Consider the following 25,184-nt stretch of genomic DNA (forward strand, 5'->3'; position numbering starts at 1 on the left):
ATGAACATTGATCAATTTAAAGCGGCACTAGAGGAGAAAGGGATTACTCTTTCTCCTGTGCAGCTTGAACAATTTGAAACTTACTTCCGTATGCTTGTCGAATGGAACGAGAAGATGAATTTAACGTCCATTACAGAAAAGGAAGAAGTCTATTTAAAGCATTTTTATGATTCGATATCAGCAGCGTTTTTTATTGATTTTCACAATGTAACAACGATTTGTGATATTGGAGCTGGTGCTGGTTTTCCAAGCATTCCTCTTAAAATTTGTTTCCCTCATCTACATGTGACCATTGTTGATTCTCTTCAGAAACGAATTACGTTTCTCAATGAGTTAGCAAAAGGGTTAAACTTACAAGATACTACTTTTTATCATGATCGTGCGGAGACTTTTGGCCAACGTAAGGAACAGCGTGAAAGCTATGATCTTGTCACTGCTAGAGCAGTTGCGCGTTTATCCGTTTTGAGCGAACTATGTCTGCCTCTTGTGAAAAAGGAAGGATTGTTTGTTGCATTAAAGGCATCTGCAGCTGATGAAGAGATGCAAGCAGGCAAAAAAGCTGTCACTGTCCTCGGAGGAGAGGTTGTTGAAAAGCATTCCTTTGTTCTTCCTTTAGAAGAAAGCGAACGGAATATCATTGTCATTGAAAAGAAAAAGCAAACACCAAAAAAATATCCTAGAAAACCAGGAACACCTAATAAATCACCAATAGAAGGTTGATCATGTAAAAGGTCGGTTTTTCTTCAATATTTATGATTTTACAGAAGGAAAAAACATGAGAAAATAGAATTATAAAAAGGTAGTTTTTAAAGGTGGTGTAGGTTCATGAAGCATTCACTCTCACGCTTCTTCGGGCTTGGTGACAAAGAACATCCTGAGCGTGAAACCGAAATAGAGGCAGAGATTGCTGAGCATGAAACATTAAAGGAAGAGATACAGGAGCTCCCGGTTGACACAATTATGCCTAACCGTTTTCAGCCACGCACCATTTTTTCAGAAGAAAAGATACAAGAGCTGGCCACGACGATTCATACCCACGGCATTATCCAACCGATTGTTGTCAGACCAACAGAAGAAGAAGGAAAATATGAACTGATCGCCGGCGAAAGACGTTGGAGAGCGGTACAAACTCTTCAATGGGAGAAGATCCCCGCTATTATAAAAGATTTTACTGATACGGAAACGGCATCTGTGGCATTGATTGAAAATTTGCAAAGAGAAGAGCTGTCTGCTATTGAAGAGGCTCATGCTTATGCACGTCTTTTAGAGCTCCATGATTTAACGCAAGAGGCGCTTGCTCAGCGTTTAGGAAAGGGACAATCAACTGTTGCCAACAAATTAAGACTTTTAAAGTTGCCTGAAGAGGTACAACAGGCCATTTTGGAGAAAAAAATCTCTGAGAGGCATGCACGTTCACTTGTACCCCTAAAGCTTCCAGAATTACAAATTGCGCTATTGCAGGAAATCATCGAAAAGCAGTTGAATGTGAAACAGACTGAAGAGCGTGTAGTGAAAATGCTTGAACAAAAAACAGATCGCAAACCGAAGCCAAAACGTAAGGCGTTTAGTCGAGATACACGTATTGCGATGAATACCATTCGTCAGTCTCTCCATATGGTAGAAGACAGCGGACTTAAAATAAATACCGAGGAAGAAGAATTTGAGGAATATATCCAATTAACGATTCGAATTCCTAAATAGAAAAAAGCTGATGAGCTCCACTCGTCAGCTTTTTTTGTATGCCTTTCACTAAGGTTTATCATATTTACTTATTATTCATTAATTGGTAAAATATGATTTTCATAGTAGAAGGGAGGTGACAACTACTCGATGAAAATGAAAAAGACTATTTTTGCTATTATTTGTTATTTACTATTCTCTTTTTCTTTTGTTTCAAATGAAACAACAATTTTTGCTGTGAATACGCCACCGAGCCAAGAGGTTCATGATGAAGAACAAACGATTACGAAGGAAGAACTGAACGTCCTAAAGAAACAAGGCGTGGTTTCTAAAGAGGTAACTGTTCAACAATTAAATCAAGAGCATGAGTCTCAGGACGATGCGATTGACTTGATCACAGCTGATGATGACTTGAAAGACTATGGCTTACGACAAAACAAACAGGATGAGGTAGTGACTGATGAAAAGCCGCATACCATTCGTCACCTTTTAGGAAAGCCGTATCCTGGTACCGATATTATGCCTAAAAAAGGGGATATATTGGTGACAAGCACTGGTGCTTTGAATGGTTTAATTGGTCATGCAGGTATCGTCATTAACGAAAAAAGCTATGCATCCATTCCAGGGTTCCGGCAGCATCCAAATATTGATTCCATTTATAGCTGGTTTCGCTATAGTGCCAATACAAAGGTGATTCGGATCAATCACGAGGAAAAGGCAAATCTAGCAGGGGAATGGGCACAGAATTATGTGAAAGACCATCCAAAGGCTCGATACTCCATCACAATGTCAATTCAATCATTGGACCCCACATACTGTTCAAAGATTGTGTGGCAGGCCTATGCCAAAACAGGTGACGCTGTTGGACATGCGACATTTACCATTAAGGCACCCTATGGATTTTTGAAAAAGAAAAGCTATAAAACAGTGACCCCTAAGGTCATTGTGAGCGAAGGCCGTAAAATTGGTGGTTTAAATTTTTGATCGTATCTCCCTCACTTTTAATGAAAGTGGGGGATTTTTCATGTCTACTCATTTTCGTTAAAATGATATATTGATATATCTTTTATGCGTATTTTTATGCATCTATCCATGTACGAAAATAGACTTTCATCGACAAATTTATAATAGAGGAACAAAAAAAGCAAACGTTTCATACTTTTTTTGATAGAATAGAAAGTATGAATGAATGAGAAACTTGTTAAGTTGAAAGTGGGTGACATCGTGGGAAAAATCATAGCGATTACCAACCAGAAGGGTGGCGTCGGGAAGACGACAACTTCTGTTAATTTGGGTGCGTGTTTAGCATACATAGGAAAACGAGTGTTGTTAGTTGATATTGATCCGCAGGGCAATGCCACGAGTGGTATTGGGATTGAGAAGGCCGATGTAGAGAAGTGTGTGTACGATATATTAGTTGACGATGCAGATGTACTTGATGTGATTAAGACAACAGAGGTCGAAAATCTTGATGTCATTCCTGCGACGATACAGCTTGCAGGGGCGGAAATTGAGCTTGTGCCTACGATTTCACGTGAAGTGAGGCTGAAGAGAGCACTTGAATCTGTGAAACAAAATTACGATTACATGATTATTGACTGTCCGCCATCACTTGGATTACTGACGATTAATGCGTTAACTGCATCCGATTCCGTTTTAATACCGGTTCAGTGTGAATATTATGCGCTTGAAGGATTGAGTCAATTGTTAAACACAGTTCGTCTCGTGCAGAAACATTTAAATACCGATCTTGCCATTGAAGGTGTCTTACTGACAATGCTTGATGCGCGAACAAATCTTGGAATTCAGGTCATCGAAGAAGTGAAGAAATACTTTAGAGATAAAGTCTATCAGACTGTGATTCCAAGGAATGTGAGACTCAGCGAAGCGCCTAGTCATGGGAAGCCTATTATCTTGTATGATCCACGTTCAAGAGGTGCAGATGTCTATCTAGACTTAGCAAAGGAAGTGGATGCGAATGGCTAAAGGTCTTGGGAAGGGTATTAATGCACTATTTAACAATGTAGACTCAAATGAAGAAACTGTCGAAGAAATCAAACTGAAGGATTTGCGTCCGAACCCATATCAGCCAAGAAAAACGTTCGATGATGATGCATTGTCTGATCTCAAAGAGTCAATTCAGCAGCACGGTGTCTTACAGCCGATCATTGTCCGAAAATCGATTAAAGGATATGACATTGTAGCAGGTGAGCGCCGATTCCGAGCAGCAAAACAAGCTGGTCTGACAACGATTCCTGCGATCGTTAGAGAATTCTCAGAAACGCTGATGAGAGAAATTGCTCTTTTAGAAAACTTACAGCGCGAGGATTTATCTCCATTAGAGGAAGCGGAAGCCTATGCATCCTTGCTAGATCACTTAAGTGTGACTCAAGAGGAATTGGCGAAGCGATTAGGTAAGAGCAGACCACATATTGCGAACCATCTCCGTCTTTTGACATTACCGGATGAAGTACAAAAGCTGATTGCAGATGGAACGTTATCAATGGGACATGGACGAACTTTGCTTAGCTTGAAAAACAAGAAGAAGCTGGCGCCATTGGTAAAGAAAATCGTGGATGAAGGGTTAAATGTACGTCAGGTTGAGACACTTGTTCAGCAATTAAACGAAAATGTTCCACGTGAAACAAAGAAAAAAGAAGCACCAAAGGATCGAATGTTGAAAGAAAGAGAGTCTTTCTTACAAAATTACTTTGGTACTCCAGTTACGATCAAGAAACAGAAGAAAAAAGGGAAAATTGAGATTGAATTTCTCTCAAACGAAGATTTAGAAAGAATTCTTGAATTGCTTTCTACGAGGGAATCCTCAGAGTGACCATCTTGATACGAGATGGTCTTTTTTATATTCTCCCCGTTATATTTTGAATAGGGGTGAAGAGAGATCGGCTTTTTTCTCTCGTCCAATCCATTTGATCAATGTGAGAAAGACATTCAGAAAGTGTATTGGCCATAGACATGACAAGGTGAAGACGCGTATTTTGGAGAACGAAGTATTCCATAAAGCCGCTCACGTTGACGATTCCATTAATATGAATATCTCCTACCTCTGGCAGCTCCTTTTGCACACCTGCCCCGGGCTTTAACGGTCCTTCTCCAATTTGGAACGATCCTACACTTTTTACTCTTCCTAAACAGGCATCAACAGCTACAATAAACGGCTGCTTATGAGCTTGTTCAATTTCAGCAAGCTTTTCTTTTAAGTTGACCGCATGCACAGGATCAGAGAGGGTTCCGTATACATGAAGCTTTTTCAAATCCAAACCTGAAAGCTTTGTTCCAACAAGCGGACCTAGAGAATCACCGGTTGAGCGGTCTGTTCCTATGCAGACGATGGCAACAGGTCTTTTTCCTGCTTTCTGAAGATGCGAGAATAAAATACTTTTCAGCTGTTGAATGGCATTTGTATCCGTATGGGACACGTATTCTTTCACCCTATTTCTTAAAAAAAGACCGTTCTTGCTATTCATAGGTCTCACTTCCTTGTCATAGTAGTTAGTAACAGTATACGGAAACAAGCTTGATTCTATACCTATGAGGTGATAATTGTGTGGAAGGCTGGTTCAAGGTGGACGCTTTTAATTTTAGGAAGCTTAATAGGAGCGGGATATGCTTCCGGTCAAGAAATTTGGCAGTTTTTTGGCATTGATAGTGGACTAGCTATCCTACTGTTTACATTAATGTTTATGCTGTCTACCTATGTGGTGTTGAAAATCAGTTATGAGGTGCGTGCCGATCACTTTGTGCCAGTATTAGAGCGGCTTGTAGGACCATGGCTGGCTAAGGTGTATGATATTTTAATTGTTCTTTATTTATTCACGACAACGACGGTTATGATTGCCGGTGGCGGGGTTACACTTGAGATGTATCATGTGCCATTTTGGATTGGCATCGGTGCGTTTTGCTTTTTTTCATTTATGATTTTTTTCTGGGATGTGAAAGGGCTCTTATCTGTGAATGCTTTCATTATACCAATTTTGGTGGTGGGGCTCATCTATGCGTTTGTTTTTTATTATATGAATCATGATCACATGTGGAGAATTGATTTTGGGCAGCAGTACAATTGGCCAGCCAGTATTGTCTTTGCTTCTTTAAATATATTATCTGTTGTGGCGGTGCTGTCTTCGGTTGGGAAAGAAATGAAGGGACTCGGAGAAGCAAAGATTGCGAGTATATTAAGTGGTCTGATTTTTGGTGTGATCTCTTATGTGTATAACGAAATACTGGTTGATATTTCTGGAAGTCTTTCAGCAGAGGGAATTCCTTTGTTTACAGTATTAGAGGGGGCGCCGACGTCATTGTTTGTGTTTATGACGATCGTCCTTTGTTTAGCGATTTATACGACGACAGCCGCAGGTTTATTTGGTTTATCCAGCCGAATGCTCTCTGTTGTACGAATGCCTCGCTGGTTAATTGTGTTTGTCATGCTTCTTTTGATGGCGCCTTTAACATCCCTTGGATTTGCCGATTTGATTGCTTTCTTGTATCCCATTTATAGCTTGCTCAACCTTTATTTACTCGTCTGTTTAATGCTATATCCGATTTTAAGTAAAAAGATATTTTTTCGGTCTAAAAATTATATTGATAAAACAAAATAAGCACTTCTCTTACAAAGAGAGGTGCTTACTTTATTCGAATTGAATCGATGACGTCTTTGATATCGTCATATACAGGCATTTGCTGGAGACGCTGAATGCGTTCCTCTAATTCTGAGATGGCTTGCCCTTTTAAATGCTGGGATAGATGCTGTTTGACAATGGTTGTCTGGTTCAACATGTCTTCTGTTTTGGACAGTTGATACTCCAAGTGCATGCGAGTGTTTGCTAATTCGTCATGAAGCCTCATCTTCAGCAGTCGTTTTAGATCCTTTCGCTGTCCCTCTCTCCGTATAGCCTGAATGGCGGCGATTTCTTCGGGAGATTGCGATTGTGCTTGAGGTGCAGATTGATTTTCGAATACCGACATGGAGCGGCGGGCGCTCACATTTTGCAAGAAACGCTGGGCGTCACTAGGAGGTTTATTTTGATTGATCATTTGGTGACTCCTTTCTTAATGAATACCCATTTGCATCGCAAGGCGTCTATCTGCCTTGGCATAGTCATCACCCATTGTGTAGAGATGTCTTGAAAGGGTGGAAAGCTCTTGTTCATAATCTCTAAGGGTGTATAAGGCATTCAGTTGTTTTTCATGTGAATAAAAGGATGAATGAGGCTGCTCCATCCTTACTTCCTCTAACAGTGCTTCCACATCAGTATGACTTAATAAATCATAGTGGCCAAAGCCGACAAGCCCTTTGAGCTCTTGTTTTACATGGTGGACGGCTTCTTTTACACATTCATCGATTCCATCGATTTTCTCAAAGATGGTTTGTACTTCATGTTCAATAATGCTTTGTAGATCATAGGATGAATTTTTTAGTAAATGGGATTTTATGATAATTTCAAGACCGCTTTGTGCATATGCACGACCTGAATGAATTTCTTGTAAAAGCATGGCGGTAAAGCTTGTATTATGATCAAGCTGTTCATCTAAAATACGGGCGGTTCCATCAGAGTGGAATTTATATCCATTTATTTTGAATTCTCCTGAAACAAGAGCTAAAAATGCATTCGTATCAAATGATTCGTTCCATTCTATATTCATAGATGCAAAGGCTGATTTTAAAAAGGTGTCGATTTCTCTTTGTTTGTATTTACTGGATTCTTGGACTGTCCCTTGCTGCCGAGGTGGTACAGTGTACTTGACTTGTCCAACCCCATGATCGTGACGATTGAGTAAACCTACGTAATGACTAGGCTGAATATATTCAGTCAATATATGTGTATATTGACCTTGCTGCGCCTTTTGCTGAATTGCAGGCGACAGGCTGCTCCATATATTTGGGCTATCAAAGGTAACGGCTTTTTTGACAGCTGGCTGTTCTGTTGCAATATAAGCACAAACAGCACCAGCAAGGGCTTGTCCAGTGAGATAGATGCCTGCATTTGGATGCTTCTGACTGATTTGCTCTATGTATTCCTTCCCTTTAAAAAAGACATGATCTTGATTGCTGTCTAGGGACTTTCTTTCAATGGGATAGGCATAATCCGTTTTGAGTAATGATTGTGCCGCGGTTTGCACATCTTGTGAAGATGCGACCTTCATTGGGTTTGGAAGCGGACAATGAAAAGCCACGATGAACTCGTCTGATTGTTCCGGCTGCATTGTTAAACCATATAATTTATGATCGATCTTTAGAAAATCGTGGACAGTGAGTGTTTGCTGACCTACATCTATCGTATGGTGCGGCTGGTAATTATCTATGTTTCCAGCATGATCGGATATGATTTTATATTCTTTATCAGTTAATCTATCCTTTCGATTGACCATCGTACCTGCTCCCTCACATAACATTTATGCAGATATCATAAATCAAAAAATATGGAAAAACCACAGCGTTCTACCAATAAAAACCTTTTGACCTACAGTGTTTGTGACAATATTGAAAAAAAGCGGAGTTTAAGTAACTATTGGTCACAAATAAAATGATCTAAAAGGAGGGTTTTTTCTATAAAAAAGAATAGGCTGAACGATTGAATGAGGCACTTTGTTTTGTGCATTGCCCTTCATCATCGTTTTTTTGTACAATAGATTCAATGAAGTGAGCAAGTGAGGTGAAGGCTGATGGCAGACAAAGCGTTTGGGTTACATGATGTCGTTGAAATGAAAAAGCCCCATCCATGTGGTGCCAATCGGTGGAAGGTTATTCGTTTGGGCATGGATATTCGCATTAAATGTGAAGGTTGCGGGCACAGCGTGATGATTCCAAGAAGAGATTTTGAACGAAAAATGAAGAAAATTCTTGTCAAGCATGAGGAGCCAACTGCTTAAGTAGGCCTCATGCTTTTTTCATTAAAATTGTCTTTTCTACAGAAGATCCAGAAGCAATTATCTGTTTTAAAGCATTGATTTACTCTTTTTGTTGCTGTTTCTTCTATTGAAAATGCATGATGGTTAGCTTGTCTTTTCATGTAAACCTACTTATAATTGCTCTAGGTTCATATTACGCAGTATAACGAGCACGTTTGATATAGAGGAGATGAAAGAATGGCTTTAACAGCTGGTATTGTTGGCTTACCTAACGTCGGGAAGTCAACGCTATTTAATGCAATAACACAGGCTGGGGCGGAGTCTGCTAACTATCCGTTCTGTACCATTGATCCAAACGTCGGAATTGTAGAAGTTCCAGACGAGCGTTTACAAAAACTGACAGAATTAGTGCAACCGAAAAAGACAGTTCCAACTGCTTTTGAATTCACTGATATTGCGGGTATTGTCAAAGGTGCATCTAAGGGTGAAGGTTTAGGGAATAAATTCCTTTCTCACATTCGTCAAGTAGATGCGATCTGTCATGTGGTGAGAGCCTTTGCTGATGATAACATTACACACGTATCAGGTAAGGTTGACCCTGTGTCAGATATCGAAACCATTAATTTAGAATTGATTTTGGCTGATTTAGAAACAGTTGAAAAGCGTTTGGCTCGTGTGAGTAAGCTTGCGAAACAAAAGGATAAGGAAGCGGTAGCTGAATTTGATATTTTGTCGAAGCTAATGCACGCATTTGAAGCTGGGAAATCGGCAAGGTCTGTAGAATTTACTGATGAGCAGCAAAAGCTTGTGAAACAGCTTCATTTACTCACATCTAAACCCGTTCTTTATGTAGCAAATGTGAGTGAGGATGAAGTAGCGGATCAGGATGGCAATGAATATGTACAGCAAATTCGTGAGTTCGCATCTGGTGAAAACGCTGAAGTCATCACCATTTGTGCGAAGATCGAGTCTGAAATTGCTGAGCTTGAAGGAGAAGAGAAGCAAATGTTTCTTGAAGAGCTTGGCATTAAAGAATCAGGGCTAGATCAGTTGATCAGAGCAGCTTATTCTCTTCTTGGCTTAGCTACGTATTTCACAGCAGGTGAGCAAGAGGTACGCGCATGGACATTTAAAAAAGGAATGAAGGCGCCAGAATGTGCCGGGATCATTCATACTGACTTTGAACGTGGATTTATTCGTGCCGAAACGGTGGCTTATGAGGATTTACTAGCTGGCGGAAGTATGTCTGCTGCGAAAGAGGCAGGAAAAGTTCGTTTAGAGGGTAAAGAATATGTCGTGAAAGATGGAGACGTCATTCATTTCCGTTTTAATGTATAGGTTCTTGTCATAGGCCAAGTGATTTGTTATAATATACAATTGTGAGTAATATAATTTATTGCTCCTTGCCCGTATAGGGCCGCTTAGACCAAAAGGAGGTGCAATCAGATGAGAAAGTACGAAGTTATGTACATCATCCGCCCAACAGTTGACGATGAGGCTAAAAAAGCAGTTATCGAGCGTTTCAATAACGTGTTAACTTCTAACGGTGCGGAGATCACTGGAACAAAGGATTGGGGTAAACGTCGTCTTGCATACGAAATCAACGATTTCCGTGAAGGCTTCTACCAAATCGTAAACGTTCAATCTGACGCTGCAGCAGTTCAAGAATTTGACCGCTTAGCTAAGATCAGTGACGATATCATTCGCCACATTGTTGTTAAAGAAGAAGAATAAATCATTGAAATATATTTTTAAAGGTGGTCTTTCAATATGCTAAACCGTGTTGTATTGGTCGGAAGACTAACAAAAGACCCTGAGCTTCGCTACACGCCTAATGGTGCGGCTGTAGCCACGTTTACTCTAGCTGTGAATCGTACGTTTACGAATCAATCTGGAGAGCGTGAAGCCGATTTCATTAACTGTGTTACTTGGAGAAGACAAGCCGAGAACGTGGCTAATTTCTTGAAAAAAGGAAGTCTTGCCGGTGTAGACGGTCGTTTGCAGACAAGAAACTATGAAAATCAGCAAGGACAACGTGTCTTCGTGACAGAGGTTCAAGCTGAAAGTGTTCAATTTCTTGAGCCTAAGAGCGGCGGTGCTGGTTCAGGTGGATACAGCGGCGGTGGCAATAGCGGAGGCCAGTATTATGGCGGAAGCCAAAACGATCAGAATCCATTCGGAAATGAACCAAATCAAAATCCATATGGCAATCAAAACAACCAAAATCGTAATCAGGGAAATAGCTTCAATGATGACCCATTTGCGAATGATGGTAAACCGATTGACATCTCCGATGATGATTTGCCATTCTAATTGATCTGAAAAAATGACAAAAGGAAAGGTGTGAAAACAAATGGCAGGTGGACGCAGAGGCGGTCGTGCGAAACGTCGTAAGGTATGTTTCTTTACTTCTAACGGTATCACGCACATCGATTACAAAGATGTTGATCTTCTTAGAAAGTTTGTTTCTGAGCGTGGTAAAATTTTACCTCGTCGTGTAACAGGAACTAGCGCTAAGTATCAACGTAAATTGACTTTAGCGATTAAAAAATCACGTCAAATGGCATTACTTCCATACGTTACTGGTGAGTAAGTCGTTGACTTAAAAGCGAGGAGCCTTGAGCTCTTCGCTTTTTTTTGAATAACATCAAATTTATATTAACAGTAACACACAGGATAAGATTTAAATTTTCTCATATTTGCATTCGAGATGTATTTTTAGGTTTTTCTATATTTTTCTGATATTTGTTTAGGAATGATTCGCTTAAGTTCGAAGGGATATAACCTAGCCGGACCTTAAGTATATTTTCTATTACATACATCTTTTTTGTGGATAATTTATATGACTGTAGTAATTCATCTCCTTTTTGTGTCTCCTTGTGAATTTTAGACTCGAAATTTCTCTTGTAAAGGGATGTTCTTATTTTTCTAGCTTCTCTTAAAAGAAGTATCAGTTCCCATGTTGAAAATGTCATCAATTCTGGAGTGGTCATATGAAGATAAGCAGAAGTGATTTCTCTGTTTTTTACCTGGATTCTCTCTCCATCTTTCTGAATTTGCTCTATTTTTAAATTCATATCGCAAAAATGACAAAAAAAGAATTCCTTCTCCATCTTTAGATTTGTGCCACAGTATGGACAGGTATTAGCCATAATATCTCCCCCAAAAAATTTTCCTCTATAAGAATTTTACCAGTAAAACATTAAAAAGGAATAAACAATAATTGAATCATTATTAACAAGAGATGAGGGAAATGAAATTATGAAGTCAATGTGAAGGGAAAGGATGCATTTCAGGTAGCGAAAGCCTATTTAAAAAGAAAAAATGGCTGCAATAATCAAGTCACAGCAGGCGTGCCATTTGCTAAGCAGGGGCTTTTTTAAGAAGAAAAAACAAAAATCGTTGACATTTATTTAAAATCATTATATCCTTAATTCGAGATAAATATATTTTTTTGGTTTAATATCTCGAATTCGAGATAATATAAAGTCATGAACAAAGACATAATAAGTAGAGGCTTGTTACTTCATGATGAGGAGGACATGAGAAGTGAAGAAAACAGAAGGAATTCACCATATTACAGCAATTGTGGGTCATCCTCAGGAGAACGTTGATTTTTATGCAGGCGTATTAGGTCTTCGTCTTGTGAAAAAGACCGTCAATTTTGATGATCCGGGCACATACCATTTATATTTTGGGAATGAAGGAGGGTCTCCAGGTACCATTATTACGTTTTTCCCTTGGCCGGGTGCGCAAAAGGGACAAATTGGCGCAGGTCAAGTGGGCGTGACGACATATGTCGTACCGACAGGCGCTTTCTCTTTCTGGAAGGAACGTCTTGAGCAGTTTGATATTTCTTATGAAATGGTTGAACGCTTTGGTGAAGCTTTTCTCTCATTTGAAGATCCACATGGCTTGTTGATTGAGCTTGTAGAGCGTGAGGAAGGAAAGCAAAATGAGTGGACATTTAACGGTGTGACACCAAATGTAGCGATTAAGGGGTTTGGCGGAGCTGTTTTATTAACATCACAGCCGGAGCAAACGATGCAGCTGCTAGAGCAAACGATGGGACTTGAACGAGTCGGAGCAGAAGAGGATTATGTGAGATTCCGTTCGTTCGGGGAAATTGGCAATGTGATTGATGTGAAAGTGACACCTGTGGCAAATGGACGTATGGGTGTTGGGGTTGTGCACCATATTGCATGGAGAGCAACAGATGATCAGGATCAATTAGATTGGCAAAGACATATTGCGCAAAGCGGGTATCAAGTGACGCCTGTGCAAGACCGAAATTACTTCAATGCCATTTATTTTAGAGAGCTTGGCGGCATATTATTTGAGATTGCGACCGATCCTCCAGGGTTTGCACACGACGAATCAGTGGAAACAATGGGTGAAGCTTTGAAACTGCCACCGCAATATGAGGCGCAGCGCAGTCAGATTGAACAAATTGTGCTGCCAATAGAGGTGAGAGAAATCAAAGGGAAAGGAGATTCGTGATGAAGCATCTTTTTCGAAAAGGAAAGAATGAACAAAGGCCTGTTCTGTTATTACTGCATGGAACTGGCGGGACGGAACATGACTTATTGCCGCTTGCAGAGGTGGTAGATCCTGATGCATCTGTTCTTAGTGTGAGAGGAAGTGTGTTAGAGAACGGCATGCCTCGTTTTTTCAGGCGCTTGGCAGAGGGTATATTTGATGAACAAGATTTAATTGAGCGTACAAAGGAACTATATACATTCATCGGGGAAGCAGCAGATGAACATGGGTTTGATCGTCACAACGTGGTAGCCATCGGCTATTCCAATGGGGCGAACATTGCTGGAAGCTTGTTATTCCATTATGGGGATGCCTTAAAAGGAGCTATCCTGCATCACCCGATGGTCCCTAGACGCGGGGTTTCATTGCCTTCATTAGCGGGGAAACAAGTCTTTATAGCAGCTGGTGAAAATGACCCAATGTGTCGTCCAGAGGAATCACAGGAACTAGAGCAATTGCTTCAAGAGGCGGGAGCATCCGTAACGCTTCATTGGGAAAATCGTGGACATCAGTTAACGAAAGAAGAAGTCGATGCTGCGGCATTATGGTATCGTCGTCAATTTTAATTAAGGTGGGGAATACAGGTGGGATTTTTACAGAAGCTTTTTGGGCAAAACAAACAAAAGGAGATGGAACAAATGGAAAACGTAAAATTAGCGATTATTTATTATAGTTCAACAGGTACAAACTATCAGATGGCGAAATGGGCTGAGGCAGGAGCGAAAGAAGCTGGCGCTGAAGTCAAAGTATTAAAGGTTGCTGAATTGGCACCAGAATCAGTTGTGGCATCAAATCCAGCATGGAAAGCACATTTAGACGAAACAAAGGATGTCCCAGAGGTTCAATTGGGTGATTTAGAGTGGGCGGATGCGATCATCTTTAGCATGCCGACACGTTTCGGTAACCTACCGGCTCAAATGAAGCAATTTTTAGATACAACAGGCGGCTTGTGGTTCCAAGGGAAATTGGCAAACAAAGCAGTGAGTGCGATGACTTCTGCACAAAACCCAAATGGCGGACAGGAGCAGACCATTCTTAGCCTTTACACAACAATGTTCCACTGGGGAGCGATTATTGCCGCTCCTGGATACACAGATGACTCATTATACGGCGCAGGAGGCAACCCTTACGGCGTGAGTGTCACTGTTGACCAAAACGGAAAGATCCAAGAGGATGCAGAAGCAGCTGCGAAGCATCAGGCAAAACGTACAGTCAATGTGGCAGAATGGATCAAAAAAGGTCAAAACGCTTAATCATGTATATAAAAAGAATGCAGCATCGATGCTGCATTCTTTTTTATTTAATAAGGATCTGATGGTGTGCTGTTGTTGATGGCATCGTTCACAGCTTGTGCGGCTCCTGTTGATCCAATTGGTCCGCTTGGCTCCTCTTGTTTGAAGGCTTTTAAGCCATCGGCTACACGCTTTCCATAGTCAGGATCAGCTTTTGTAAAGTTTTCGATCATTTGGTCTTGAATGTCCTTTTGACAGGTCGCAAGTGTATTGACTAAGTTCTTAATCAGTTCCTCACGTTCCCAATCATTGAAGCGGCGATACGTTTCTCCGGCTTGTCCAAAGTTATTCGGGCGGTCAATGGCCTCTCGTTTGACGTCACCCTCTACAAAAGGCGTATGATCCTTTCCATCCTGCTTGGCTTCTTTTAATCCGCCGAGGATCGATGGTTCATAATTCACATGGGGATTTTGTCCTTTGCCTTGGTCGACATGGTATTCCATTTGCCCGTCTCTCTGATTGGTGGCGACATGCTTTTTCGGTGCATTGATTGGCAACTGTAAATAGTTTGGCCCCACACGATATCGCTGGGTATCAGAGTAGGAGAAGGTGCGCCCTTGCAGTAATTTATCATCTGAAAAATCGAGACCGTCTACGAGAACCCCAGTCCCAAAGGCAACCTGCTCGACTTCTGCAAAATAATTGTCTGGATTTTTGTTTAAGACCATTCGTCCGATTGGTTTCCATGGATAGTCATCCTTGTACCAAAGCTTTGTCGGATCAAGCGGGTCAAAGTCAAGATGAGGGTGGGCATCATCCTCCATGATCTGCGCATATACCTCCCATTCAGGATGATCTCCTTGTTCAATGGCTTCATATAAATCCTGTGTGGCATGATTAAAGTTTTCTCCCTGAATCGCTTGCGCTTGTTCCTGGGTCAGGTTGCGAATGCCTTGTTTCGGTTCAAAATGATATTTGACTAGTACCGCTTTTCCTTCATGGTTCACCCATTTGTACGCATGGACACCTGAGCCTTGCATGTGCCGATATGTTGCTGGGATGCCCCATGGTGAAAAGAGAAATGTCACCATATGCGTCGCTTCAGGTGATTGTGAGACAAAATCAAAAATGCGCTCGCCGTCCTGACGATTGGTGACAGGATCAGGCTTAAAGGCATGAACCAAATCAGGGAACTTCAAAGCATCTCGGATAAAGAAAATTTTCAAGTTGTTCCCGACGAGATCCCAGTTGCCTTCTTCTGTATAAAATTTGATTGCAAACCCTCTAGGATCGCGCAATGTTTCTGGCGAATGACCGCCGTGAATCACAGAAGAAAAACGAACGAAGACAGGGGTCTTTTTCCCTTTCTCCTGAAATAATTTGGCTCTTGTATAGGTGGAAATGGGTTCATCACCGAATGTACCATAGGCTTCAAAATAACCGTGTGCCCCAGCGCCGCGTGCGTGAACGACTCGTTCAGGAATACGCTCACGATCAAAATGACTGATTTTCTCTAGGAAATCGTAGTTTTCAAGCGTAGTTGGTCCTCTATTTCCAACGGTTCTCATGTTTTGATTATCTGTTACAGGATGGCCTTGTCGATTCGTTAAAGTGTCTTCTGACTCTGAGGATGGTTTAGGCTGTTGATCTTCTTTCAATTAGAATCCCTCCTTCAATATCTCCCTAACAATATGGTCATCTTACTCCCTATTTCATACAAGGATTGATATAATGATTGAAAACTTTCTTGAGGAGCGGACTTGATGATTCGATTACACTGCCTTCACGCCCATCCATCCAATATGTCTTATATAGAAGACGTTTTTCGTGATACAGCATTTGAGCTTCATCATACAGTCGATTCATCATTTATAGAACGTGTCACACAAGATCCTGCTTTTGATCATCACAAGCAGCAAGCCTATGCCATCAACAGACTGATGCAAGAAAGGGAAGCCGATCTCATTCTGATCACATGTACACAATACATTGCCGCTTTGGGTGATCAGCAGCTCCTTTTCAGACAACCGATTGTTCCGATAGATGAACCATTATTGGAGCTGATTTGTCAGAAAAAAGGACCTCTTCAGCTTGTATTTTCAAACCCCGCTACAGTGGAAGGGACGATGGAGCGGCTTGAGTCATATGCAAAAGAGCGAGGCAAACAGATTGATGCAGAAGCTATAGTGATGGAGGATATCTTTCACCTTTGTCTAAACGGTGATATGCAGGCTTATGAGGAGCGAATCAAAGAGCAGCTCAGAAGGTGTATGAAGCAAAAAAGAGGAGACATTTGTGTGATGCAGTTATCCATGGTTCATGCGGCACAGCAGATAGAAAAGGAGACAGGTGTCCCTATCGTTCATCCGCTTTCACCACTAAAACAATTTGTTCATCAAAAAATAACTGCTTTAAAAGAGTGAACCCGTCAGGTTCGCTCTTTTTGTATAGAAACGTAAATGGGATGACATGTTAAAAAAATAATCGAGCGCAAACTATTTCTAAAAGGTGCGCGTCTATCCAATGTACGAAATAACAGATGCGCATTTAAGATAAAGGAGCTCTTTGTAAAATGAAGAAACGAAAGATTGATGATCAATTTGCGGATTACGTAATGGAGCATAAACATAGTTTTTATCGATTGTCCTATAGTTATGTCAAAAACCCGGAAGATGCGATGGATGTCGTTCAAGAGGCGATTCATAAAGCACTCAAATCTGTTCACCGACTAGAGGATGCGAGCAAAATGCATAGCTGGTTTTATAAAATCGTGATGAACGCTGCCCTAGACTTTTTACGAAAGAAGAAGCGGATGCAGGTGACAGATGATGACACACTTGAATTTTTATCAAAGGGTGAATCAGATATCTATGAGGATCAAGATGTGAGACGGGCTATAGAGGATTTGCCTGAGATGTATCGGGTCATCATTATCTTGAGATTCTTTGAAGATTTAAAACTAGAGGACATCGCTCATATTCTCGAAGAAAACGAAAACACCATTAAAACAAGATTATATAAGGCGTTGCGGCTTTTAAAAGTAGAATTATTGCAGGAGGAAATATAAATGGATAAGCATTTGGAACAGTTAAAAGAGGAATATTTAGAAATCCCTATTCCCCCGGAATATGATACTATGGTTGAACGGACGTTGAAACGAAAAAATAAAAAACCTCATTTTCAGCAATGGACCATCGGACTTGTTGCTGCGGCTGCTCTTTTTGTCACGACTGTTAACGTAAGTCCACAGGCAGCAAGAGCAATTTCAGAGGTGCCTGTCATTGGTGAGCTGGTGAAAGTCGTGACGTTCACAGAATTTAAAAAGAGCGATCAGGGAACAAATATTGACCTTAAAACACCACACGTATCGGGGCTTGGTGACGGAAAATTAGAAGACAGCCTGAATCAAAAATATTTAGCTGAAAATAAAAAGCTGTATCAGAATTTTGAAAAGGAAACAAAGGGCTATAAAAATGGTCATTTAAGTGTGGAGAGCGGATATGAAGTGAGAACGAACAATGATCAAATTCTCTCACTAGGTCGATACAAGGTAACCACTCAGGCTTCTGCGGCAGAGGAAATGACATATGATACGGTGGATAAGAAAAATCATGTACTGATCACACTGCCAAGCTTGTTTAAAGATAACCGTTATATTGATGTGATTAGTGAAAATATTAAAGAACAAATGAAGAAACAGATGAAGGAGGATTCAAATAAGATTTACTGGATTACCAAGAAAGATACGGTTGATCCGTTTAAGAAGATTCAGCCAGATCAAAGCTTCTATATCAATTCAAAAGGCAAACTTGTGATTTCCTTTAATGAATACGATGTGGCGCCTGGTTACATGGGTGTAGTTGAATTTACGATCCCAACAAGTGTGCTAAAGGATATTCTTGTCAGTGATATGTACATTCATTAAACTGAAGACAGACAAACAAGACTGCTGAACATAGTCAGCAGTCTTGTCGTGTTGATTAAGAAAGAGCGTCCGTTAGTGCAGGTACCACTTGTTTCTTTCTGGATACAACACCTTTTAGTAAAGCTGTGTTGTTTTCAAGTGTAATGTTAAATGCTTTTTCTACTTTTGCTGCTTCGGCACCGAGTGCAAGAGCAAGGGAGTCATTTTCTAAAATGTCTGTGATCACTAGAACGAATAGATCAAGACCTTTCGCTGCGATGACTTCATTGATTTTTGCTTCAATGTCAGCCTGTCTTGCTGTCACTTCCGCGATATCTACTGTATTGACCTGCGCAATTTCTACTTTGCTTTTGCCTAGTGCAAATTCTTTTGCATCCAGTGTAATTAATTCTTGAACCGTTTTTTGGCTTAGGTCAGCGCCTGCTTTCAGCATATCTAGGCCGTAAACTTCTGGGTCTACCCCTGCGATTTTTGCGAGCTCATGCGCAGCATCAATGTCTTGCTGTGTGCATGTTGGAGATTTGAATAGTAAGGAATCAGAAATGATCGCAGATAAAAGCAAACCAGCGATTTCTTTTTCAATCGTCACTTGGTTCTCTTTGTACATTTTGTTTAAGATCGTTGCTGTACAGCCAACTGGTTCAGCACGATAGTAAAGAGGTTCACTTGTTTCAAAGTTGGCAATACGGTGATGGTCAATGACCTCAGTCACTTGTACTTGATCAATATCGCTTACACTTTGCTGGAATTCGTTATGATCGACAAGAATGACTTGCTTTGTTTCGTTTGCAGCTGTTTCAATGAAACGAGGTGCTTCTTGTTGAAAGAAATCTAATGCGTATTGTGTTTCTCCATTAATTTCTCCAAGTCTGACCGCTTCTGCCTGAACGCCGATTTTGTTTTTTAGATCAGCGTAAGCGATAGCAGAGCAAATCGTGTCTGTGTCAGGGTTTTTGTGTCCGAATACGAGTGTTTTTCCCATGTGAATTCTCCTTCTTACATTTATTGATGATGTTTCTATTCTAACAGCTTTTGACCTTGAATTCAGGGTTTATAGCTAAGAATAATCTAAAAAATTGTAACATGCTGTTTGAAAACTTGCATGTACGATCCCATATGGTTGTTCCACGTGAAACGTTTCCAGGATAGCCTGCATTTTACTTGAGATTTGCCGCTATGGTAAAATAACGTTTGGGGCAAGGCATGTTGGAGCTAACATCGCACGTATACATAGAAGTACACATTGAGCAAGATATAGAAAAAGGATTGGATAGAGGTGAAGGTGTGAAACAAACAAAAGCGTTAGTAGAGGGCGCAATTATGATCAGTATTTTTTCGGTCATGACGCTGTTTTATTTGTATGTGCCGCTATTATCCATTATTTTCTTCCTAGCTGCTCCGATTCCGATCATTCTCTATACAATCAGGCATGGCTTGAAAAAAGGAATTGCTGCTGGCGCTATTGGCATAGTGATCAGCTTTTTAATTGGGTCTATTAACGGGCTGCTCAGTGCACCTATGCTGATTGCTGTGGGAATAGGTATGGGTGTTTTCTACAGCAGAAGGCAGCCTGGGAATGCCATCATTACAGGTGCGCTGATCTATTTATTCAGTTTTCTCATCTCCTTTGTTGTCAGTGTTCAGCTTTTCGAGATCGATATTATGGGAATCGCAAAAGAGTCGATTGAGCAAATCATTCCGATGGTGGAGAGTGCCTTAAAGCAATCCGGCGCTTCTGAACAGGACATTGCGAAGCAGCTGAAGCAGTTCACAGAGTTGCAGAATACCGCATTGAGTGCTTTACCTGTAGCGTTATTGATTTTGGTCACGCTGATGGCTTTCGTGAATCACTGGTTCGTGCAGCCTCTGATCAAACGGTTTGTCAAAGACATGCCGGCACTTAAGAAATTTAAGGATATGCGGTTGCCAAAAAGCATGGTATGGTATTATTTACTCACACTGCTTTTGATGCTGATTCAGTCGGAAAAAGGCAGCTTTCTATGGCTCGTGCAAACGAGTGCGTTTCAAATTTTATTTATACTGATGCTGATTCAGGGCTTATCTTTTATCTTCTATTATTGCCACGAAAAAAACATCTCAAAAGTGGTACCTATTTTCGCTATTGTGTTGTCGGTTCTCTATTCGCCAATCGGTGTGATTGTGCGTATTATAGGAATTGCTGACATAGGTTTTGATTTAAGAGATAAAGTAAAAAACAAATAATTCACTCTGAATGTTGAGGAGTTGATATCAGTGCCAAGCTTCTATAGAAAACCTGTCATCAAGTATCCGATCATCGCGTTAATTGTTCTCGCGACGATCACAGTCCTCCTCAACCTTTATTTTAATTGGATCATAGGAGCGGTTGGTCTTTTAGTCCTTGCAGGTGTGCTCTACTTCTTAAAGTGGGCAGATACGCAAGTACAAAAAGAGATTGATTCATATATTTCAACATTATCCTATCGAGTCAAAAAGGTTGGAGAAGAAGCATTAATGGAGATGCCAATTGGTATTATGCTGTTTAATGACCAGTATTATATCGAATGGACAAATCCATTTCTCGCTTCGTGCTTTCATGAAAGTACACTTGTCGGCAGATCCTTGTACGATACATTCGAGTCGGTTGTCCCTCTTATTAAACAGGAGGTCGAGACAGAAAATGTGACGCTGAATGACAGGAAATTTAAAGTCATTATTAAGCGGTCAGAGCGCCTTTTATATTTCTTTGATGTCACGGAACAGGTGCAAATTGAAAGGCAGTATGAAAATGAACGAACGGTGTTATCTTATATCTTTTTAGACAATTATGACGATGTCACGCAGGGCCTTGATGATCAGGTGCGCAGCACTATTAATAGTGAAGTGACGTCCCTGTTAAACAATTGGGCACAGGAATATGGGATTTTCCTAAAGAGAATTTCGTCTGAACGATTTATGGCGGTATTAAATGAGAGCATTTTAGCAGAGCTTGAAGCCTCGAAGTTCTCCATTTTAGACGAGGTTCGTGAAAAAACAGGGGCACATAGCGCAACGCTTACCCTGAGTATCGGGATCGGTGCGTCTGTTCCTTCTTTAAAAGAGCTTGGCGCACTTGCGCAATCGAGTCTTGACCTTGCCCTCGGACGAGGCGGGGATCAGGTAGCCATTAAACAGCCGAATGGAAAAGTGAAATTCTACGGCGGGAAAACGAATCCAATGGAAAAACGGACACGCGTGCGCGCACGAGTCATTTCTCATGCCTTAAAAGAAATTGTGTCTGAAAGCGGTAATGTGATGATCATGGGTCACAAGTTTCCAGACATGGACTCAATCGGTGCATCAATCGGTATTTTGAAAGTTGCTCAGGCCAATGGGAAAGAAGGCTATATTGTCATTGATGCCAACCAAATTGGGGACAGTGTTCAACGGTTGATTAGTGAAATTAAGAATCATGAAGAGCTTTGGTCACGTTTTATCACGCCAGAGGAAGCAATGGAGCTTGCAAAGGATGACACATTGCTTGTGGTCGTCGATACACATAAACCGTCTCTCGTCATGGAAGAACGACTGCTGAATAAAATTGAAAACGTCGTTGTGATTGACCATCATAGACGAGGCGAGGAATTTATCCGAGATCCTTTACTTGTCTATATGGAGCCGTATGCTTCATCCACAGCGGAACTTGTGACAGAGCTATTAGAGTACCAGCCGAAGAAATTAAGAATTAACATGATTGAGGCTACTGCGCTTCTTGCCGGCATCATCGTTGATACGAAGAGCTTCTCGCTGAGAACGGGATCAAGAACGTTCGATGCGGCCTCTTACCTTCGTGCAAAGGGGGCAGATCCTGTCCTTGTGCAAAAGTTCTTAAAAGAGACAGTCGATCATTACATCAAACGGGCAAAACTCATTCAGCATACAGAGCTGTATCAAAGCCAGGTGGCGATCGCTTCATTGCCGTCTGACAGCTCGGAGTATTATGATCAAATTACGATTGCACAGACGGCTGATTCACTGCTGTCGATGAGTGAGGTGGAAGCGTCCTTTGCTGTTGCTAGACGAGATGACAACACCGTCTGCATTAGTGCAAGATCGTTAGGGGATATCAATGTCCAAATTATCATGGAAGCGTTAGACGGCGGTGGTCATTTGACTAACGCTGCAACCCAAATGTATGGTATAACCATTGAAGAAGCGGTAGCGCAGTTAAAAGCTGCCATAGACGAATATTTTGAAGGAGGGGTTCAAAGATGAAAGTGATCTTTCTAAAAGACGTAAAAGGCAAAGGGAAAAAAGGCGAAGTCAAGAATGTAGCTGACGGATACGCTCACAACTTCCTCATCAAACAAGGGTTAGCTGTTGAAGCAACCCCAACGAACCTAAGTGCATTGGAAGGGCAGAAAAACAAAGAGAAAAAGAATGCCATCCAAGAGCTTGAACAAGCGAAACAACTAAAAGAAACTCTTGAGGCGTTAACAGTGGAACTCACGGCAAAATCAGGTGAAGGCGGTCGTCTGTTTGGTTCGATTACAAGCAAACAAATCGCTGATAAATTACAAAAAGATCATCAAATCAAACTCGATAAGCGCAAAATCGAGCTGAATGACGCCATCCGTGCATTAGGGTATACAAATGTACCGGTGAAGCTTCACCCAGAAGTACAAGCAACATTGAAAGTGCACGTGACAGAACAAGCATAAATAGAAAAGAACCCGTCTCATGAGGAGGCGGGTTCTTTCTTTTTAAGAAGGATCTGATATATAGACATTTCGCCCAGCACGCATGCCTGATAAAAACATAAAGAATAAAATGACGATAAAGATGATAATGGATGGCGTCCATGAATGAGTGAGATCAAAGAGAATACCAATCATGAACGGACCAACAGCAGCTAATAAATAACCGAGAGACTGCGCCATACCAGAAAGGGCAGCTGCTTGTTCCATATTGGCTGTCCGCAATCCGATAAATGTAAGAGCAAGACTGATGCTCGCCCCTTGTCCAATGCCGATCAATAAAACAGAGATGACAAGAATAGGCGTAGACCCTCCGAGAAGAAGACCGATCATACCAAGTAAATACACAAGAACAAGTCCGAAGACAAGCGGCCTTTGTGTTTTCAATTTTTCTGCAAAAACGGGAGTTAAAAAGGTGGATGGAAGACCAGCGAACTGCATAATAGACAGCATCCATCCAGCTGTCGATAGGTTCATCCCATGAGCTGTCAAAATATCAGGAAACCATGCGATACTGCTGTAGAAAAGAAATGACTGCAAGCCCATAAAAAAGGTCACCTGCCATGCGACACGTGAACGCCATATTGGCTGCTCTGTGAGTGAAATGCTTTTGACCGCCACTGTGTTCTGATGAAGAAGCTGCGGTGCCCAGACCATCATGGCAATAAGCGCAAGTCCACCCCATACAAGAAATGACGTATTCCATCCTCCAGGCATGGTATGACTAAGCGGAACACTGACACCAGATGCAAGTGCAGCAAAGACGGACATCGAGGTCGTATATACGCTTGTCATCAGTCCAGCATGTGCAGGAAATTTATGCTTCACGAGTCCAGGTAAGAGTACATTACAAATCGCAATCCCGACGCCGACGAGCGCCGTTCCGATCATTAAGAAGGTGATGGAGCCTAACGAGCGAATGACAATCCCAAATAAAAGAACAGCCAGTCCAAGCCAAAGCGTTCGTTCATTGCCAAGGCGTTTGCCAATTTTAGGTGCAACTGGAGAAAGCAATGCGAATGAAAGTAGCGGTAATGTCGTGAGAAAACCAGCAAGTCCATTTGAAAGCTGTAAATCGGCACGAATGGCGCCAATCACAGGACCAACGGACGTAATGGCAGGTCTCAGGTTAAAGGCAATGAGTAAAATCCCAGCTATCAGCAGGATGGTTTGCCCTGTACTGCGAGGATGTCTGTTTGATTGTTCTAGTTGTTGTTCCATAAATGTAAACTCCTTTATTTCTTTAAGAAGAACGATCTTTCTTCTTCTGTTCAAGCTCCGCTAATTTAGCTAATAAGACATGCTGCGGCATATGCATGATTTGTTCAATGGGTACATTGATTGATGCAGCAAGTTTTTGTGCCGTATCGGCAGAGATTTGTAAGGGTCTCATGCGCAAATCCCTCCTTTTTCAATCTATACGTTCCAATATATCATATCTGCTTATAGCGCGGCCTAAAAAATTCCCACTGAAAAGGCAGGCTCTATTTAACGCTGATACAACCACTTGATGGCAGCGACAAAGTTCCGCTGAAATTGGCCGAGGTGGTGTCCTTCTCCTTGCTCAATATGAAGACGGAGTTGCTGTTCTGAGATGCCGCAATGGTGAAGGAGGTGATAGAGCTCTTTTGTAAATGGCACCATAAATTGCTGAGCTGAGGATCTGCCCTTTCCCTCTTCACTGCCAACCGATAGGTAGATCCGCTGGGGTATCGCCTTAGGGTTTTGCTGACGTATGTACGGCATGAAGTGAGGGTACCAAAAGGAACCGGATAGAGAGCCGATGTGATGAAAAAAAGATGGCTTTTTCCATAGCGTATACATAGACACAAGCCCGCCTAAAGAGGCACCAATGAGTCCATGCTGTCCATGCTCAGATTGAATCGGATAGTGCTGAAAAAGATAAGGCATCAGTTGATCAGTTAAAAAAGTAAGATACGTGTCAGCATCGCCGTTGAAGGCCGGAAAGGATGAATGAAGCGCAGGGGCGTTCCAAGGTGTGTATTCATCGAGCCGGTTGAATGGATGAACACCAATGAGGGCTACGGGTGTGATGGTGCCGTGTTCCATCATATCTTCTAAAGAGAGGATGTGCCGGTGAAACAGGGAGGAACCATCCTGCACAATCACAGCTGGCAGGGTGTGGTTTGGATGAGACGGGAGATAAATATCCAGCTGCCGACCGTTCAATTCGTCATATAAAAAAATACCTTTCATTCACGAGTTCCT

Annotated in this window: 29 protein-coding genes; 20 read left to right on the forward strand and 9 right to left on the reverse strand. The window is 41.4% G+C overall.

Translation table 11 applies throughout. The features are described 5' to 3' along the window. The 5 genes from rsmG (at position 1) to IEE86_RS15375 (ending at position 4,513) form a co-directional block, all read left to right on the forward strand. The gene (gene rsmG, locus IEE86_RS15355; RefSeq protein ID WP_191097998.1) at positions 1-720 is read left to right on the forward strand and encodes a 16S rRNA (guanine(527)-N(7))-methyltransferase RsmG; all 720 of its coding nucleotides are present in this window, start codon (positions 1-3) and stop codon (positions 718-720) included. Positions 721-825: 105 nt separating this feature from the next. Continuing rightward, positions 826-1,701, forward strand: a complete 876-nt coding sequence (noc, locus tag IEE86_RS15360; protein WP_191097999.1) for a nucleoid occlusion protein — start codon at positions 826-828, stop codon at positions 1,699-1,701. Positions 1,702-1,830: 129 nt separating this feature from the next. Then, the gene (locus IEE86_RS15365) at positions 1,831-2,664 is read left to right on the forward strand and encodes an orthopoxovirus pf05708 family protein (RefSeq protein WP_191098000.1); all 834 of its coding nucleotides are present in this window, start codon (positions 1,831-1,833) and stop codon (positions 2,662-2,664) included. 240 nt (positions 2,665-2,904) lie between these two features. Continuing rightward, positions 2,905-3,666, forward strand: coding sequence for a sporulation initiation inhibitor protein Soj (gene soj, locus IEE86_RS15370; protein WP_008360890.1), 762 nt, complete (start codon positions 2,905-2,907; stop codon positions 3,664-3,666). Beyond that, positions 3,659-4,513, forward strand: coding sequence for a ParB/RepB/Spo0J family partition protein (locus IEE86_RS15375; protein WP_191098001.1), 855 nt, complete (start codon positions 3,659-3,661; stop codon positions 4,511-4,513). Before soj ends, IEE86_RS15375 begins: the two co-directional genes overlap by 8 nt. Positions 4,514-4,538: 25 nt before the next feature. Here the strand turns inward: IEE86_RS15375 and yyaC are convergent, their stop codons facing one another. Continuing rightward, a complete protein-coding gene (yyaC, locus tag IEE86_RS15380) occupies positions 4,539-5,165 on the reverse strand; it encodes a spore protease YyaC (RefSeq protein ID WP_191098002.1) in 627 nt (208 codons plus the stop codon). 78 nt (positions 5,166-5,243) lie between these two features. On the opposite strand from yyaC, the gene IEE86_RS15385 reads away from it, so the two are divergent. Beyond that, positions 5,244-6,293, forward strand: a complete 1,050-nt coding sequence (locus IEE86_RS15385) for a YkvI family membrane protein (RefSeq protein ID WP_191098003.1) — start codon at positions 5,244-5,246, stop codon at positions 6,291-6,293. Between the two features lie 25 nt (positions 6,294-6,318). Here the strand turns inward: IEE86_RS15385 and IEE86_RS15390 are convergent, their stop codons facing one another. Both IEE86_RS15390 and IEE86_RS15395 read right to left on the reverse strand, forming a co-directional pair. Then, positions 6,319-6,729, reverse strand: a complete 411-nt coding sequence (locus IEE86_RS15390) for a hypothetical protein (protein WP_191098004.1) — start codon at positions 6,727-6,729, stop codon at positions 6,319-6,321. A 15-nt stretch (positions 6,730-6,744) separates the two neighbouring features. Further along, positions 6,745-8,064, reverse strand: coding sequence for a hydrolase (locus IEE86_RS15395; protein ID WP_191098005.1), 1,320 nt, complete (start codon positions 8,062-8,064; stop codon positions 6,745-6,747). Positions 8,065-8,358: 294 nt separating this feature from the next. Between IEE86_RS15395 and IEE86_RS15400 the strand changes: the two genes are divergently transcribed. The 5 genes from IEE86_RS15400 to rpsR all read left to right on the forward strand — a co-directional run bounded on the left by IEE86_RS15400 (position 8,359) and on the right by rpsR (position 11,137). Next, on the forward strand, positions 8,359-8,565 hold the full coding sequence (locus IEE86_RS15400; RefSeq protein ID WP_008347561.1) for a DUF951 domain-containing protein: 207 nt from the start codon (positions 8,359-8,361) through the stop codon (positions 8,563-8,565). A 216-nt stretch (positions 8,566-8,781) separates the two neighbouring features. Next, a complete protein-coding gene (ychF, locus tag IEE86_RS15405; protein WP_191098006.1) occupies positions 8,782-9,882 on the forward strand; it encodes a redox-regulated ATPase YchF in 1,101 nt (366 codons plus the stop codon). A 108-nt stretch (positions 9,883-9,990) separates the two neighbouring features. After that, positions 9,991-10,278 carry a 30S ribosomal protein S6 gene (rpsF, locus tag IEE86_RS15410; RefSeq protein ID WP_191098007.1) on the forward strand — a complete coding sequence of 96 codons (288 nt, stop codon included), beginning with the start codon at positions 9,991-9,993 and terminating at the stop codon, positions 10,276-10,278. Between the two features lie 36 nt (positions 10,279-10,314). After that, positions 10,315-10,857 carry a single-stranded DNA-binding protein SsbA gene (gene ssbA, locus IEE86_RS15415; protein ID WP_099682525.1) on the forward strand — a complete coding sequence of 181 codons (543 nt, stop codon included), beginning with the start codon at positions 10,315-10,317 and terminating at the stop codon, positions 10,855-10,857. Positions 10,858-10,897: 40 nt separating this feature from the next. After that, positions 10,898-11,137 (forward strand): 30S ribosomal protein S18, encoded by a 240-nt coding sequence (gene rpsR / locus IEE86_RS15420; RefSeq protein WP_008347556.1) that lies wholly within the window; start codon positions 10,898-10,900, stop codon positions 11,135-11,137. Between the two features lie 100 nt (positions 11,138-11,237). Here rpsR and IEE86_RS15425 read toward each other — a convergent pair whose 3' ends face one another. After that, positions 11,238-11,696, reverse strand: coding sequence for a hypothetical protein (locus IEE86_RS15425; RefSeq protein WP_191098008.1), 459 nt, complete (start codon positions 11,694-11,696; stop codon positions 11,238-11,240). A 397-nt stretch (positions 11,697-12,093) separates the two neighbouring features. Between IEE86_RS15425 and IEE86_RS15430 the strand changes: the two genes are divergently transcribed. The 3 genes from IEE86_RS15430 (at position 12,094) to wrbA (ending at position 14,336) form a co-directional block, all read left to right on the forward strand. Then, on the forward strand, positions 12,094-13,044 hold the full coding sequence (locus IEE86_RS15430; protein WP_191098009.1) for a ring-cleaving dioxygenase: 951 nt from the start codon (positions 12,094-12,096) through the stop codon (positions 13,042-13,044). Continuing rightward, complete coding sequence (locus IEE86_RS15435) at positions 13,041-13,649, forward strand: alpha/beta hydrolase (protein WP_191098010.1); 609 nt, start codon at positions 13,041-13,043, stop codon at positions 13,647-13,649. Before IEE86_RS15430 ends, IEE86_RS15435 begins: the two co-directional genes overlap by 4 nt. A 72-nt stretch (positions 13,650-13,721) precedes the next feature. Then, positions 13,722-14,336: an NAD(P)H:quinone oxidoreductase gene (gene wrbA, locus IEE86_RS15440; RefSeq protein ID WP_191098011.1), complete on the forward strand. Its 615-nt coding sequence runs from the start codon at positions 13,722-13,724 to the stop codon at positions 14,334-14,336. Between the two features lie 47 nt (positions 14,337-14,383). Here the strand turns inward: wrbA and katX are convergent, their stop codons facing one another. Further along, positions 14,384-15,973, reverse strand: a complete 1,590-nt coding sequence (gene katX, locus IEE86_RS15445; protein ID WP_191098012.1) for a catalase KatX — start codon at positions 15,971-15,973, stop codon at positions 14,384-14,386. A 105-nt stretch (positions 15,974-16,078) separates the two neighbouring features. On the opposite strand from katX, the gene IEE86_RS15450 reads away from it, so the two are divergent. From IEE86_RS15450 to rsiV, 3 genes are all read left to right on the forward strand, one after another. After that, positions 16,079-16,738 carry an aspartate/glutamate racemase family protein gene (locus tag IEE86_RS15450; RefSeq protein WP_191098013.1) on the forward strand — a complete coding sequence of 220 codons (660 nt, stop codon included), beginning with the start codon at positions 16,079-16,081 and terminating at the stop codon, positions 16,736-16,738. Positions 16,739-16,887: 149 nt separating this feature from the next. Then, positions 16,888-17,382: an RNA polymerase sigma factor gene (locus IEE86_RS15455; RefSeq protein ID WP_191098014.1), complete on the forward strand. Its 495-nt coding sequence runs from the start codon at positions 16,888-16,890 to the stop codon at positions 17,380-17,382. Continuing rightward, a complete protein-coding gene (gene rsiV / locus IEE86_RS15460) occupies positions 17,383-18,240 on the forward strand; it encodes an anti-sigma-V factor RsiV (RefSeq protein WP_191098015.1) in 858 nt (285 codons plus the stop codon). 55 nt (positions 18,241-18,295) lie between these two features. Here the strand turns inward: rsiV and IEE86_RS15465 are convergent, their stop codons facing one another. Then, positions 18,296-19,222, reverse strand: a complete 927-nt coding sequence (locus IEE86_RS15465; RefSeq protein WP_191098016.1) for a manganese-dependent inorganic pyrophosphatase — start codon at positions 19,220-19,222, stop codon at positions 18,296-18,298. A 221-nt stretch (positions 19,223-19,443) separates the two neighbouring features. Here IEE86_RS15465 and IEE86_RS15470 point away from each other — a divergent pair, with 221 nt between their 5' ends. Genes IEE86_RS15470 through rplI form a run of 3 tightly spaced genes read left to right on the forward strand, consistent with a single transcriptional unit; the run spans position 19,444 to position 22,919 of the window. Next, positions 19,444-20,463, forward strand: a complete 1,020-nt coding sequence (locus IEE86_RS15470) for a YybS family protein (protein ID WP_224741033.1) — start codon at positions 19,444-19,446, stop codon at positions 20,461-20,463. 30 nt (positions 20,464-20,493) lie between these two features. Beyond that, the gene (locus tag IEE86_RS15475) at positions 20,494-22,473 is read left to right on the forward strand and encodes a DHH family phosphoesterase (protein WP_191098017.1); all 1,980 of its coding nucleotides are present in this window, start codon (positions 20,494-20,496) and stop codon (positions 22,471-22,473) included. Further along, on the forward strand, positions 22,470-22,919 hold the full coding sequence (gene rplI, locus IEE86_RS15480; RefSeq protein ID WP_008359128.1) for a 50S ribosomal protein L9: 450 nt from the start codon (positions 22,470-22,472) through the stop codon (positions 22,917-22,919). Before IEE86_RS15475 ends, rplI begins: the two co-directional genes overlap by 4 nt. Before the next feature lie 42 nt (positions 22,920-22,961). Here the strand turns inward: rplI and IEE86_RS15485 are convergent, their stop codons facing one another. The 3 genes from IEE86_RS15485 to IEE86_RS15495 form a co-directional block, all read right to left on the reverse strand. Further along, positions 22,962-24,176, reverse strand: a complete 1,215-nt coding sequence (locus IEE86_RS15485) for a CynX/NimT family MFS transporter (protein WP_191098018.1) — start codon at positions 24,174-24,176, stop codon at positions 22,962-22,964. Positions 24,177-24,198: 22 nt separating this feature from the next. Next, positions 24,199-24,348, reverse strand: coding sequence for a YycC family protein (locus IEE86_RS15490; protein WP_191098019.1), 150 nt, complete (start codon positions 24,346-24,348; stop codon positions 24,199-24,201). Positions 24,349-24,443: 95 nt separating this feature from the next. Further along, complete coding sequence (locus IEE86_RS15495; RefSeq protein WP_191098020.1) at positions 24,444-25,172, reverse strand: alpha/beta hydrolase; 729 nt, start codon at positions 25,170-25,172, stop codon at positions 24,444-24,446. Between the last annotated feature and the right edge of the window lie 12 nt (positions 25,173-25,184).

The sequence above is a fragment of the Bacillus crepusculi genome, from assembly GCF_014764715.1.
In the GTDB taxonomy this organism is placed as follows: Bacteria; Bacillota; Bacilli; order Bacillales; family Bacillaceae; genus Bacillus.